We start from the raw sequence: 12,606 nt of genomic DNA on the forward strand, positions 1-12,606 counted from the left end.
GCGATCCGCTCGCTTCGCGACGGATCAGTTCTCGTCTTCGATAGCGGACGCGCCGCGGTTCTCGAGGCGAATCGAGCTTCAAACGAGGAATTGAATCAGGGCCGCGGCGCCGCCTTCTGGAGCGCCGTCTCGGCGATGTTGCCGCCGTAGTCGGCGCTGCGGGACAGCGAGTCGACGATCAGCCCGAGCGACTGGGCCTGCACGGGCGCGAGGTCCCGAAGCATGTCGTCGATCCGGCGCGTGTGTTCGTCGATCTCGAGGACCGCCTGCCGGGCTGCGTGACCCAGTTCGTTCGCCTCACCGCTGTCGTCGGCGAACAGCGCGTCCATCGACTTCTCGAGGACGTCCGACGCGTCGGCGTGGAGGTCCGTCAGCGCCTCGGCGACGTCTTCGGGAATCTCGTCGAGTTTCAGCGCGAGGTTGCTGATCTTGGCGGCGTGGTCGGCGACGCGCTCGAGTTGCCGAGCGCTGGAGTGGAAATCGAAGCAGTCCTCGCGGGGGACCCCGAGTTCCTCGGCGGCCCGCGGCGACCGCAGCGTCGCCCGGAAAATCCGCGAGACGACGAGCCACAACCGGTCGACGTCGTCGTCGCGCTCGATGACGTCCAGGGCGATGTCGTCGTCGTTCTCGACTAAGGCGGTGACCGCGTCGGCGAGCATCGAGGTTGCGATCAGGCGCATCCGGGAGACGGCGTTGACGATCGACAGCTCCGAGGAGTCCAGCAGATCCTGGATGACGACGCTGTCGTTGGTCTCCTCGAGCACTTCGACGCCGACCAGGCTCTGCGTGGCGTCCCGAATCGCCCGGCGCTGATCGGTCGTGATCCGGCCCGCCTCGAGGCGGATGATGTCGAAGCCGCTGACGTACATCGTCATCACGGCTCGAGTGAGTCGCTCGCCCTCGAGGTCGGAGACGTCGAGGGTCCCCTCCTGGCGTTCGCTCTCGCTCCGGGGCGTCAACAGGAGCGAATCGTCCTCGGGGTAGAACTCGACGGTCGACCCGGAACTGACGCCGTTGTCGGTCGCCCAATCCTTCGGCAGCGAGACGGTGTAGGTCGACCCGCCCGTGACCTGTACCTTGCGCGTCTCCATACTGATCGGTTGCGGCCGTATCTCTATAAGTCTCTTCTCCTCTATAGTCGAGTCAGTGCGGCAGTTCTGGACTGGTCTCTGCCGGACAGTGGCGCCCGAGAGAATCGAACGCCGAATCGTTCTCGAGCCAGTAGACAAACGGTCGGATACGTAGTCGAGCGGCCGACTCGGTCGTCGATTCAGCCCCGTCGCGCTGACCGGACACGAGTCGACGGGTCGATCGAAACTGCACTCGTTGAGACGCGGCCGGTCGTTCGACGGCGTCGGTCCGTTTCGGAGCGGTAAGCCGGACTGGGTGACGAGCGTTCGACCGTCGTTCGAACGCGCCGTCCGTTCCGATCGGCTCACGTTGCGTTTCTGTAGCGGGTACGTTCCTTGCACGTATCTATTACCGGAGATAGCTCGGCGATTCGATTCCCCATATAGTTTCTCTGAATCTATAGTCGAACTCGTATATACTGACATACGTACGGATATGTAGTTTATCTAAAATTAACGGATACAGCAACAGCCGTAGAACGGCCGATAGAGCGCCCATAGTCCCGGATAGAACGATCTGAATGTGTCTACATCGGTGTGGGTAGATCTATATAGCTAACATAGCATTGTATTTCTTTATACGGTCAAAGGTTGACCTGATGGCTGATACCCAGACGGAACGTTCGGTTCGATCGGTTTCTCGACGGAAGGTTCTCGCGGCGACGGGCGCAGTGGGGGCGCTCTCGCTCGCCGGTTGTACCGAAAACAACGCCGGTGGAAATAATTCGAGTGGAAACGGCGATAGCGGAAACGAACGGGTCGTCGTTACGGGCAGCAGTACGGTGTTCCCCGTCTCGGACACGATGGCCGAGGCGTTCATGGATGAAAACGACGTAAACGTCACCACCGACTCGACCGGGACCGGCGGCGGTTTCAGCAATAACTTCTGTCCCGGCAACTCCGACATCAACGGCGCATCGCGGCCGATCCAGGAGGAAGAAGTGAGCTCCTGTAACGAAAACGGCGTCGAACCGATCGAGTTCCAGATCGGCGCCGACGCGGTCACGATGGCCGTCCACAACGATTCGCCGATCGACTGCGTCACCTACGACGAACTCGCGCAGATCTGGTCCGAAGACGGCGCCGAAACGTGGTCCGACGTCAACTCCGAGTGGCCCGACGAGGAGATCGAACGCTACGGGCCGCCCTCGACGTCCGGCACCTTCGACTGGTTCAGAAACAACGTGATCGGCGACAGCGGGAGCCACGTCACCCAGTACGAAAAGACCGAAAACGACAACGAACTCGTCCAGGGGATCTCCTCGAGCGAAAACGCGATCGGCTACTTCGGCTACGCGTACTACCGGGAGAACGAGGATCAGCTCAAAGCCCTCGAGATCAAGGAAAGCGAGGACGGCGAGTGCACCCCGCCGAGCTTGGAGGCGGCCAGCGAGGGCTCGTACCCGATGGCGCGACCGCTGTACATCTACGTCAGCGAGCAGTCGCTTGAGCGGGAGTCGGTCTACAACTTCGTCGAGTTCTACATCGAGGAGTCGGGGACCGACACCGTCACCGACGTCGGCTACGTCCCGGCGAACGACGAACAGGTTCAGGAGAATCTCGACAAGCTCGAGAACGCGGTGAACTGAGGCGGCCAAACCGAACGATTCACGATGGCAGTTCAACAACCAGCCAACGATGAGTGAGCGAACGACAGACGTCGATCTGACGCGGCCGTCGTCGGGTCAAGTCGTCAAAGAACGCATCTACAAGTGGCTGCTGTTCGCCTGCGCCGCGCTGACCGTGTTCGTGACCGTCAGCATTATCGTCACGCTCACGCGGGACGCGCTCAAGTTCTTCGAGATGGTCCCCGCGACGGAGTTCTTCTTGGAGACCGAGTGGTTCGTCCGCGGCGACGGGGGGAACTTCGGCGTCTGGCCGCTCGTGAGCGCGACGATGGTCATCACCGTCGTCTCGGCGATGGTCGCCGTTCCGATCGGCGTCGCCGCAGCCGTCTACCTCAGCGAGTACGCGAGCGGGCGGATGCGGTCGGTGCTCAAGCCGGCGCTCGAGGTCTTGGCGGGCATTCCGACGGTCGTCTACGGCTATCTCGCGCTGGTTTACCTGACCCCCGCGCTGCAGGCGATCGGGATCCCGGTCAGTACGTTCAACCTGCTGAGCGCTTCCATCATGGTCGGTATCATGATCATCCCGATGGTGTCCTCCCTCTCCGAGGACGCGATGAGTTCCGTTCCGGACTCGCTCAGACAGGCCGGCTACGGGATGGGTGCGACGAAGTACGAGGTGTCGACCGGTATCGTGATTCCGGCGGCCATCTCGGGGATCTTCTCGTCGTTCATCCTCGCGCTCTCGCGGGCGATCGGCGAAACCATGATCGTCGTCATGGCCGCCGGCCTGCGGCCGCGGATGTTCGACTTCTCGAACCCGCTGAACAACCTGTTCAGTTCGGGACAGCCGATGACGGCGGGGATGGTAAACGCCGTCACGAGCGACGCGACCGGCGGCTCGGCGACCTACCTCAGCATGTTCGCGCTCGGGCTAACGCTGTTCGTGATCACGTTCTCGATGAACCTCGCGAGCGACTACGTCGCGGCACGATACCAGGAGGAATACCAATGATCGTCACCGACGAACCGACGGAGGTGTACCGATAATGGCGACCGACCAGCGCACCCACGAGTGGTACGGAACGGACGAAGCGGTCAGCCGCCTTCGCGGCCAGGCGTTCAAGTCCCTCTGTCTGGGTGCCACCCTGCTGGCCCTGATTTCCGTCTTCGTTCTCCTCCTGTACGTCGCGAACGACGCTTTCAGGCCGCTCTCGGCAGATATCGGCTGGCTGCTCATCTTCGCCGCGACGGTCCTGCTGCCGATCCTCGGCGCGACGGGCTACTACTATACCCGCGATACGAGAGCCGGCGAGACCGCGGCCATCGCGCTCGGACTCCCCGTCGTCTCGCTGCTCGTCGCCGGCGGCGTGTTCATCACGTTCGAACACATCGTCAGCGTCTACCGGTGGCTCTCGATCCTCGTCGCGCTCGCCCTTGCCGGCGCGGTCGTGTACGCACACAGCCGCGTTCGAACCGAAGCGAGCCTCGAGCGACTCGTCGTGCTGATCGCGGTTCCGGCCGCCGCGCTCGCTCTGGTCCCCGATATTATCCTCTCGCTGCCCGTCCTGCCGACCGAGGGGATCGCGCTGCTCGCCTCGTTCGTCGCGCCGGTCTCGCTCGTCGCCGGCTGGTTCGTGCGACGACAGCGCGAGAGCGACCGCGACGGGGCGATCGCCGCGGCCCTGACGCTGATCGCTGCGGGAGCCGGACTGGGGATCGCGCCGCTCGTCGGTCTCACGCCGGTCGTCTGGATGCTGCTGGTCGCCGTCGCCGCCGTCCCCGTCGGTCTCTACGTCGAAAGCGTCGTCCGCCGCGGCGCCGGCACGACCGGACTCGCGTTCCCGGTCATCGTCACCGGCGGGATCGTCGCCGGCGTCCTCCTCACGGACGCGCTCGGCTTCGCCGGTCCCGACCCGTGGCTCGACTGGAGCTTCCTCACGAGTTCCCCGTCGCGAACGCCCGAAGACGCCGGTTTCTACCCGCCGCTGGTCGGCTCGGTGATGATGCTGCTCGTCATCGTCGTCTCCGCGTTTCCGGTCGGCGTCGGCGCCGCCGTCTACCTCGAGGAGTACGCCCCCGAGAACGGCCGGTGGGGTCGCCTCGTCGACCTGATCGAGGTCAACATCGGGAACCTCGCCGGCGTTCCGTCGGTCGTCTACGGCATCCTCGGGCTCGCGCTGTTCATTCGACAGGGCGGGTTCGGGTCCGGGACCGCCTTAGTCGGCGGATTCACCGTCGGCCTCCTGATCCTCCCGATCGTCATCATCTCCTCGCAGGAGGCGATCAGCGCCGTTCCCGACTCGATGCGACAGGCGTCCTACGGGATGGGCGCGACCAGATGGCAGACGGTCCGGAACGTCGTCCTCCCGGAAGCGTTGCCCGGCATCATGACCGGCAACATCCTCGCGATGGGACGGGCGATCGGCGAAACGGCGCCGCTGCTGATCATCGGCGCACCGGCGGTCGTTCGGATCGCGCCGGACTCGTTTACGAGCAAGTTCAGCGCCATGCCGCGCCAGATCTACACCTGGTCGAGCGAGATCGACCCCGCGTTCCAGCACGGCGTCCTCGCGGCCGGCGTCATGACGCTGCTGGTCGTCCTCCTGCTGATGAACGGTGCTGCCATCATCATCCGTAACAAGTATCAACGCCGAGACTGACCATGACACGAGATCAAATGAGTGATCCGGATAGCCGCACTGACAGCCAACCGACAGAGGGAGAGAACGAACGACTCGCGAGTAGCGATGTCGGGGCCTCCGACCCGACGACTGAACCCCTCGTAGATTCGTCGATCGACGTCGACGGGAGTGCGGCTTCGTCCGGTGGCGAGAATCGAACCGTGATCGAGTCGAAGGATCTCGACGTGTTCTACGGCGACGAACAGGCGCTTCGCTCGATCGACATCGAGATCCCGGCCGAACAGGTCACGGCGATCATCGGTCCGTCCGGCTGCGGGAAATCGACCTTCCTCCGCTGTATCAACCGCATGAACGACCTCGTCGACGCCGCGCGGATCGAGGGCGAACTCCGATTCGAAGGGAAAAACGTCTACGACGACGACGTCGATCCCGTCGCCCTGCGGCGCAAGATCGGCATGGTGTTCCAGCACCCGAACCCGTTCCCCAAGAGCATCTACGACAACGTCACCTACGGGCTCGAGGTGCAGGGGATCGACGGCGATTACGACGAGATCGTCGAGAAGGCGCTCCGACGCGCCGCGCTCTGGGACGAAGTGAAGGGACAACTCGACTCGAGCGGACTCGATCTCTCCGGCGGACAACAACAGCGCCTCTGTATCGCCCGCGCGATCGCGCCGGATCCGGAAGTGATCCTGATGGACGAACCGGCCTCGGCGCTGGACCCGGTCGCCACCTCGAAGATCGAAGACCTGATCGAGGATCTCGCCGAGGAGTACACGGTCATCATCGTCACGCACAACATGCAACAGGCCGCCCGCATCTCGGACAAGACCGCCGTCTTCCTGACCGGCGGCGAGCTCGTCGAGTACGACGACACGAGCAAAATCTTCGAAAACCCCGAACACGACCGCGTCGAAGACTACATCACCGGCAAATTCGGATAGCGAGCGTCATCCGCGTTTCTCGCTCGAGTAGTGTCATCATTTTCCCGATAGCACGCACGCATTGAGCATCGGCGACTGTCCGTGACGTCTCGAGTCGCGTCGGTCGGTTTAGCCGCCAGCATTATTTCTGGCAAACTGGTGTCAGAATAGCCACAAATATAATGAGGACCTGATAACTACGGGGAGAGTACGCACGCATGAGTCTGGCTCACCGGTACGCTGTCGCGTTTCTCCTCGTCCTTCTCGTATCGGGGGCCGTACTCGCGGTGACGTTTACCGCCCATCGAACGGACGTCGCGGAGGGAACGGAAGCGACGGTCGCCGACCGCGCCGCCCAGTCGGCGACGATACTGGACGGCCGGATTCAGGCCCACCGTCAAACGGTCGCCGTCGGCGCGGCGGATCCGACCCTCGCGGCACACGGCACGCCGCGACAGCGACGGGCGCTCGAGGCGTTCGTCGATCGGTCGGCATTCGAGGGGGCATCGGTGGTCGACGAGACGGGCCGCGTACAGTGGCTCGTCACCGGTCACGGCGAGTCGATGGACGTCATGGAAATGAATATCAGCGACAGGGAGTACGTGCAGCGGACGCTCGAGGGCGAGCAGTACGTCAGCGAACCGTTCGTCGCCGAAACCGGAAACCGGGTCGTGGCGATCGCCGCGCCGATCCGTGCGGACGGCGAGGTCGTCGGCGCGCTCACCGGAACCTATCACCTCCACGGGACCGATCTGTTCGAACCGCTGCGCGACGAGCGGGCCGCGACGACGGTCGAGGCGGACGACGAGGTCGTGTTCTCGACGGTTGCGGGGACGGATGGGGCCGGAACCGAAGACGAAAGCGGCGATGAGAACGGAAACGGAATCGAAATCGGAGGCGTCGGCGAGAGCGACCCCATCACCGCCGAGGCCGCCCTCGAGACCGTCGACTGGACGGTCACCGTCCGGCGCGACCGAGCGGCGATCACGACGCCGCTCGCGGATCTCCTGGCGCTGCAGGTCGTCTCCGGCGTGACGCTTCTAGGATCGGTGATCGCGTTCGGAATCTGGGTCTACCGATCGCAAGTGCGCCGGATCGGTCGCCTCCTCGAGCGAGTCCGCGCGCTCGAGCGACGCGAATACGAGGCCGGTCCGTCCATCGGCGGCGCCGCCGAGTGGCGCCGGATCGACGACGCGCTGGCGCGACTCGGCGGAACGCTCGGCCGCCGCGAGCAGATGCTGCTCGTGCTCAACCGTATCCTGCGGCACAATCTGCGCAACACGCTCAACGTCATCATCGGCCGTGCGAGCGATCTCGAGGCGTCGCTCGAGGGCGACGACCGGGAGGCGGCGACGGAGATCCGGCGAACGGCCAAGGACCTGCTCGAACTCGGAAATCGGGCACGGTTGACCGAGGAGTTGCTCGATCCGGTCGCAGCCGAGGGAGGGGACGGAACGCCGCGAACGGACGTTGCAACGCTCGTCCGCGAGCGCGCGGCTGGATTCACCGCCAGTACCGGGGCCGGCGAGACCGGCCACTGCCGGTCGCTCGAGAACGTCACCGTCAGCGGGCCGGACCGGGCGGTCGCAGCCTGCGGGGACGAGATCGCGATCGCGATCGACGAACTGCTCGCGAACGTCGTCGATCACGCCGGCGCGTCGCCGACCGTCGCGGTAACCGTCGACCTCGACGTCGAAACTGACCGGATCCTGGTCATCGTCGCCGACGACGGTCCGGGAATCCCGGCCGACGAGGTGTCCGTCATCACCGGCGAGCGCGCGATATCGCAGGTCAACCACACCGGCGGCATCGGGCTGTGGCTGGTCGACTGGATCTGCAGCCGATACGACGGGCGGCTCGTCATTCCGCACGGGGGCGCCGCGAACGCCGGCGGACGCGAACCCGACACCGACCGGAACGCGACCACCGTCGACGGCGAAGCCGACGACCGTGACGCGAACAGCGGCGGCGGTCTGCAGGGGGCGACCGTCGTCCTCGAACTCCCGCTCGCTTCCGAGAACGAGTCCGATCCCGCGGGCGGATCGGTTCCGGCCGGCGTCTGACTCGAGACGCCCGACCCGGTTCCAGAACTGCGTCGACGCGACGTAGTGCGGTCGCCTCAATCGGCGTCGACGGTCCCGTCGAACCCGAGCCGACCCGAGCCCAGTGCCCCGACGGTCGCGGCCGTCGCGGCGCGGTGGGTGGCACAAGCTATATCTTTGCCCGGAAAGGTGGCTGGACTATGGCTCGGAAATCTTATCAGGAGCAACTCGCGGAACTCCGCGAGGACATCCTCTACATGGGCGAAGTCGTCATGGAACGGCTCCGCATGGGACTCGACGCGCTCGAGCAGAAAGACGAAGACCTCGCCCGGGAGGTCATCGAGGGCGACGGCGAGATCAACCGGATGTACCTCGAGTTAGAGCAGGACTGTATCGACCTGCTGGCGCTCCAGCAACCCGTCGCGAGCGACCTGCGCTTTATCGCGGCGTCGTTCAAGATCACGACCGATCTGGAGCGAATCGCCGACCTCGCGGTCAACCTCGGGGAGTACACCCTCGACGCGGAGGAGAACCTCTTCCCCGACGTCGACGTGCAAGAGATGGGCGAGATGACCCTCGACATGATCGAGGAGGCGATGCTGGCCTACGACACCGAAAACACGGACGCCTGCCGGGAAATCGCGGCCCGCGACGACGACCTCGATCAGTTCGCCGAGCGGGCGAGCGGGATCGTCGTCCGCGACCTCATCGAGCGCGAACTCGAAGAGCCCGACGAAGTCGAGCGGCTGCTGCAGGACGTCTCGCGGCTTCTGCTGACGATTCGGGACTTAGAGCGGGTCGGCGACCACGCGGTCAACATCGCCGCGCGGACGCTGTACATGGTCGAGAACGACGACGAACTGATCTACTGAGGCTGCGGCCGCTGTTAGCGGTCGGAAGACGACTCGAGGGGCACCAGTTCGATTCGATCGGGCGTCTCGACGGTGATGCGCCGGTCCGCGTCGGTGACCGTCACGGCGCCGGTCGTCTCGACGCAGTCGGCTACTTCGGTGCGGTCGGTAGCCTCGGACGAGGCGAACAGCGCGTCCAGCGCCGTCGGATCGACGGCGTCGTACAGCGGTCCGTACTCGTCCGCGAGCGCTTGGCTCCTCAATCCGTTACGTATCGTCGGCCAGCGTGTTCTCGAGCAGGTTCGCCTGCCCGCGACGGAGCCGCGCGGAGAGGGCCTGGTCGGAGATGTCGAACTCCGCCGCGAGTTCCGAGAGCGTCGTCTCCCGCGGCACGGTGAAATAGCCCGCCGAGTGGGCGGTGCGGAGCGCCTCGCGCTGCGGTTCGGTGACGCCGTAGCGGTCGCCGTCGAGGTCGAGATCGGTGTCGGTATCGGTATCGGGCTCCTCCTCGAGATACAGTCGCCGAAGCTTGAAGCCGACGTCCCGCCCGAGGCACTGCTCGCGGTACGCCTGCAGCGCGTCGCGGGACAGGACGCGGGCGCGAACGACCGTTTCGTCGGTGACGACGATCTCGAGGATCGCAACGTCGTGTTCGGCGGCGACGGGAGAGGCGAGTCGCGACGCCGCGTCGTCGGTCAACGCGACGCTGTACAGGCGCCGGTCCGACGCCGTCTCGAGCGCCGTGTACCGCCGAACGCTCGGATCCTCGTCGAGCGCCGCCTCGAACGCGTCGCCGTCGTCGACGGTCGCCCAGAAAAGCAGTTTCGGCTCTCCGGACTCGTTTCCGTACACTTCCCCGAGGCGGAGTTCGCGGGCCGCCCGCGCCGCTTCCCGCAGAACGGGCGTCCGCAGTTCGAACTCGACGATGAGCGCCACCGGTGACGGTACGCGCTCTACCGTAATCATTGTTAGTGATTATGTAACACAGTTTGGCCGGAACCGCCTGCACCTACACCTACACCTCCGGCGGGGCCACCAGTCAGATATACCGGCCGTCCGTCCGGACGACTATCAACCGTGTTCGAACACGTCGAGACGGTTCAGACGTCGCTCGAGGCGATCACCTCGACCGAGGGGCGGTTCGCGGTCAGCACTGGGATAATCGCGCTCGCCCTCGTGATCGGGTTCGTCGTCGCGCCGATCGCCGTCCGCCGGACGGTGGAGTACGTCGGCCGGCGGCTCCGCGAGAGCGAAGCCGGCAGCGTCCTCGAGGCGATCGACGAACTGACCGACGTCCCGTTCCCGATGCGGGCGGTGATCCGATCGCTGCAGGCCGTCGTTCTCGGGACGACCGGACTGCTCCTGCTGATCGTCTGGGGGTACGCGGACCTCGCGGCGGACGCGCTCGCGGCGGTCGAGCGCGCGGGTCCGTACGTCGTCCGTCTCGTGTTGACCGTCGGCCTGCTGGCCGGCGCGATCGTCGGCACCCGGTACCTCGAGCAGCGACTGGACGAGTGGCTCGCGGACGCGACCTACGTGACGGCCCACCAGGAGGGCGTCGTCTTCCGCGTGCTGCAGGTGACGATCTTCCTGGCGGCCGGATTGGCCGCGCTCTCGCTGTGGCCGATCGACCTCGGCGGCCTGCTGGTCGGTGCCGGCTTCCTCGGCATCGTCGTCGGGATGGCCGCCCGCCAGACGCTCGGCTCGCTGATCGCCGGCTTCGTGCTGATGTTCGCCCGACCGTTCGAGATCGGCGACTGGGTCGAGATCGGCGACAAGGAGGGAACGGTCGTCGACATCACGATCATCAACACGCGCCTGCGGAGCTTCGACGGGGAGATCATCGTCCTGCCGAACGACCACGTCTCGAGCAGCACCGTCGTCAACCGGAGCAAACGAAACCGGCTGCGCCTGCGCCTCGAGGTCGGCGTCGACTACGAGACCGACCTCGAGCGGGCCGAGGACGTCGCCCTCGAGGCGATCGAAGGGGTCGACGACGTGGCGCCGGGGCCCAAGCCGCAGATCGTGCCGACCGCGTTCGGCGACTCGGCGATCGCGCTCGAGTGTCGGTTCTGGATCCGCCAGCCGAACGCGCACAAGAAGTGGACGACGCTGCGATCGGTGGTCCACGAACTCAAAACGGCGTTCGATCGCGAGGACATCGGCATCCCGTACCCGCAGCGGGAACTCAGCGCGCGGCCGGAGGGCGGGTTCCGGATTCCCGACGCTGCCGGGCCGGAGCAGCGCACTGCGACGGCAGCCGGCGGCGCGGGCGATGAACTGCGATACTCCGAGTCCGAGCGCGAATAACTCGCATCACGTCCCAAACGCCGTGGCTCGCGCGATTGCGAATCACGGGTAAAATCGAACCGCACTCGAGCGTCGAACCGGCCTACTCCTGCTCGCGTTCCGTCGTTCCCATCGTAATCTCGCCGTCGGCCCGGATCGTGCCGTCGACCTCGGCGCCGGGCTCGAGGGTGAGGTCCTGACAGGAGACGTCACCGAGGATACGGGCGTCTTCGTCGATGACGACGTCGCCGTCGCGCGTGGTGAGATCGCCGTGGATCCGCGTGCCCCGGCCGACCGAGACGTCGCCGCGGGCGCGGAGGCTGCCGAAGATGTTGCAGTCCGCGCCGACGTCGATGGTTTCCGCGCGGACGTTGCCGTGGAGCCGGCAGTCGTCGCCGATCGTCGCGGGCGTCGAGACCCGCCAGGCGTCGTCGCCGACCGTCGCGTTCCGGGGGATGACGAGCGGTTCGGCGTCGGGCTCCTCGTCCGCTTCCTCGTCCTCGTCGTCGACGAGTTCCGAGACGAGCTGCTGGGCGGTGTCTTCCTCGCCGATGAGCAGGAGGTGCTTGAGGTAGACGAACAGGAAGACGATCGTCGGCATCGGGTTCCGGATGACGATCCAGCCGTTGGCCTCGAACCCCTCTTCGATGTCGACGTCATCGCCGATGTCGAGGTCGCCGGCGACCTTCAGCTTGCCGGCGATGTGGACCCGTTCGCCGATGTAGGCGTCCTGACCGACCAGCACGTTCTCCGCGACGTCGCACCACATGTCGAGTCGGCAGTCGCCCTCGGCCTCGATGTCGCCGCCGAACTCGACGCTCTCGCCGGCGATGACGTTTCGGCCGCGCACGCCGAACTCGATCGTCGACCGACTGCCGACGAGAACGTCGCCGTCGGTCTCGAGGGCGACTTCCTTCGCTTCGGTGCCGTCGGGGACGACGAGTTCGTCTAGCGGATCCGTGCTGAATGCCACACTCGCATCCAATATGGCCCCCCAGTAATAAACTTCGCGCGTCGTCTGACGCGTGACGGACGGTACTATTCGGTGTTTTACAGCTTGTGTAGCCGACACCGTATATAGCGTGTATATGGTCACTACGGGTAGTTTGGACGACCCAAATCATAGCAGATATAAATCCATTATACATAGCAAGTCACCTC

At 65.2% G+C, this 12,606-nt stretch carries 11 protein-coding genes; 7 read left to right on the top strand and 4 right to left on the bottom strand.

Features of this window, described 5'->3' with window-relative positions; genetic code table 11:
- Positions 1-95: 95 nt before the first annotated feature.
- The gene (locus tag HALXA_RS17740; RefSeq protein ID WP_013881788.1) at positions 96-1,091 is read right to left on the bottom strand and encodes a phosphate signaling complex PhoU family protein; all 996 of its coding nucleotides are present in this window, start codon (positions 1,089-1,091) and stop codon (positions 96-98) included.
- Between the two features lie 638 nt (positions 1,092-1,729).
- On the opposite strand from HALXA_RS17740, the gene HALXA_RS17750 reads away from it, so the two are divergent.
- From HALXA_RS17750 to phoU, 6 genes are all read left to right on the top strand, one after another.
- Positions 1,730-2,719, top strand: coding sequence for a phosphate ABC transporter substrate-binding protein PstS family protein (locus HALXA_RS17750; protein ID WP_013881789.1), 990 nt, complete (start codon positions 1,730-1,732; stop codon positions 2,717-2,719).
- 49 nt (positions 2,720-2,768) lie between these two features.
- Entirely contained in the window at positions 2,769-3,710 is a 942-nt protein-coding gene (gene pstC, locus HALXA_RS17755; protein WP_013881790.1) for a phosphate ABC transporter permease subunit PstC, read from the top strand.
- A gap of 34 nt (positions 3,711-3,744) precedes the next feature.
- Positions 3,745-5,358, top strand: coding sequence for a phosphate ABC transporter permease PstA (gene pstA / locus HALXA_RS17760; RefSeq protein ID WP_013881791.1), 1,614 nt, complete (start codon positions 3,745-3,747; stop codon positions 5,356-5,358).
- Positions 5,359-5,360: 2 nt separating this feature from the next.
- The gene (gene pstB / locus HALXA_RS17765; RefSeq protein WP_049895362.1) at positions 5,361-6,284 is read left to right on the top strand and encodes a phosphate ABC transporter ATP-binding protein PstB; all 924 of its coding nucleotides are present in this window, start codon (positions 5,361-5,363) and stop codon (positions 6,282-6,284) included.
- Positions 6,285-6,481: 197 nt separating this feature from the next.
- Positions 6,482-8,326, top strand: coding sequence for a sensor histidine kinase (locus HALXA_RS17770; RefSeq protein WP_013881793.1), 1,845 nt, complete (start codon positions 6,482-6,484; stop codon positions 8,324-8,326).
- 179 nt (positions 8,327-8,505) lie between these two features.
- Positions 8,506-9,177, top strand: coding sequence for a phosphate signaling complex protein PhoU (gene phoU, locus HALXA_RS17775; RefSeq protein ID WP_013881794.1), 672 nt, complete (start codon positions 8,506-8,508; stop codon positions 9,175-9,177).
- Positions 9,178-9,191: 14 nt separating this feature from the next.
- On the opposite strand, the gene HALXA_RS21780 is transcribed toward phoU, so the two are convergent.
- Positions 9,192-9,419, bottom strand: coding sequence for a HalOD1 output domain-containing protein (locus HALXA_RS21780; RefSeq protein WP_013881795.1), 228 nt, complete (start codon positions 9,417-9,419; stop codon positions 9,192-9,194).
- 4 nt (positions 9,420-9,423) lie between these two features.
- Positions 9,424-10,092 (bottom strand): helix-turn-helix domain-containing protein, encoded by a 669-nt coding sequence (locus HALXA_RS17785; RefSeq protein WP_013881796.1) that lies wholly within the window; start codon positions 10,090-10,092, stop codon positions 9,424-9,426.
- Between the two features lie 141 nt (positions 10,093-10,233).
- On the opposite strand from HALXA_RS17785, the gene HALXA_RS17790 reads away from it, so the two are divergent.
- Positions 10,234-11,466: a mechanosensitive ion channel family protein gene (locus HALXA_RS17790; protein ID WP_013881797.1), complete on the top strand. Its 1,233-nt coding sequence runs from the start codon at positions 10,234-10,236 to the stop codon at positions 11,464-11,466.
- A gap of 82 nt (positions 11,467-11,548) precedes the next feature.
- On the opposite strand, the gene HALXA_RS17795 is transcribed toward HALXA_RS17790, so the two are convergent.
- The gene (locus tag HALXA_RS17795; protein ID WP_013881798.1) at positions 11,549-12,418 is read right to left on the bottom strand and encodes a polymer-forming cytoskeletal protein; all 870 of its coding nucleotides are present in this window, start codon (positions 12,416-12,418) and stop codon (positions 11,549-11,551) included.
- Positions 12,419-12,606: the final 188 nt, after the last annotated feature.

The sequence above is a fragment of the Halopiger xanaduensis SH-6 genome (assembly GCF_000217715.1).
Lineage (GTDB): Archaea > Halobacteriota > Halobacteria > Halobacteriales > Natrialbaceae > Halopiger > Halopiger xanaduensis.

Excerpts from the sequence above, each read along its gene's own strand:
- pstC (WP_013881790.1), top strand. The coding sequence starts at position 2,769 with ATGAGTGAGCGAACGACAGACGTCGATCTGACGCGGCCGTCGTCGGGT.
- HALXA_RS17750 (WP_013881789.1), top strand. The coding sequence starts at position 1,730 with ATGGCTGATACCCAGACGGAACGTTCGGTTCGATCGGTTTCTCGACGG.
- HALXA_RS17770 (WP_013881793.1), top strand. The coding sequence starts at position 6,482 with ATGAGTCTGGCTCACCGGTACGCTGTCGCGTTTCTCCTCGTCCTTCTC.
- pstB (WP_049895362.1), top strand. The coding sequence starts at position 5,361 with ATGACACGAGATCAAATGAGTGATCCGGATAGCCGCACTGACAGCCAA.
- phoU (WP_013881794.1), top strand. The coding sequence starts at position 8,506 with ATGGCTCGGAAATCTTATCAGGAGCAACTCGCGGAACTCCGCGAGGAC.
- HALXA_RS17740 (WP_013881788.1), bottom strand. The coding sequence starts at position 1,091 with ATGGAGACGCGCAAGGTACAGGTCACGGGCGGGTCGACCTACACCGTC.
- pstA (WP_013881791.1), top strand. The coding sequence starts at position 3,745 with ATGGCGACCGACCAGCGCACCCACGAGTGGTACGGAACGGACGAAGCG.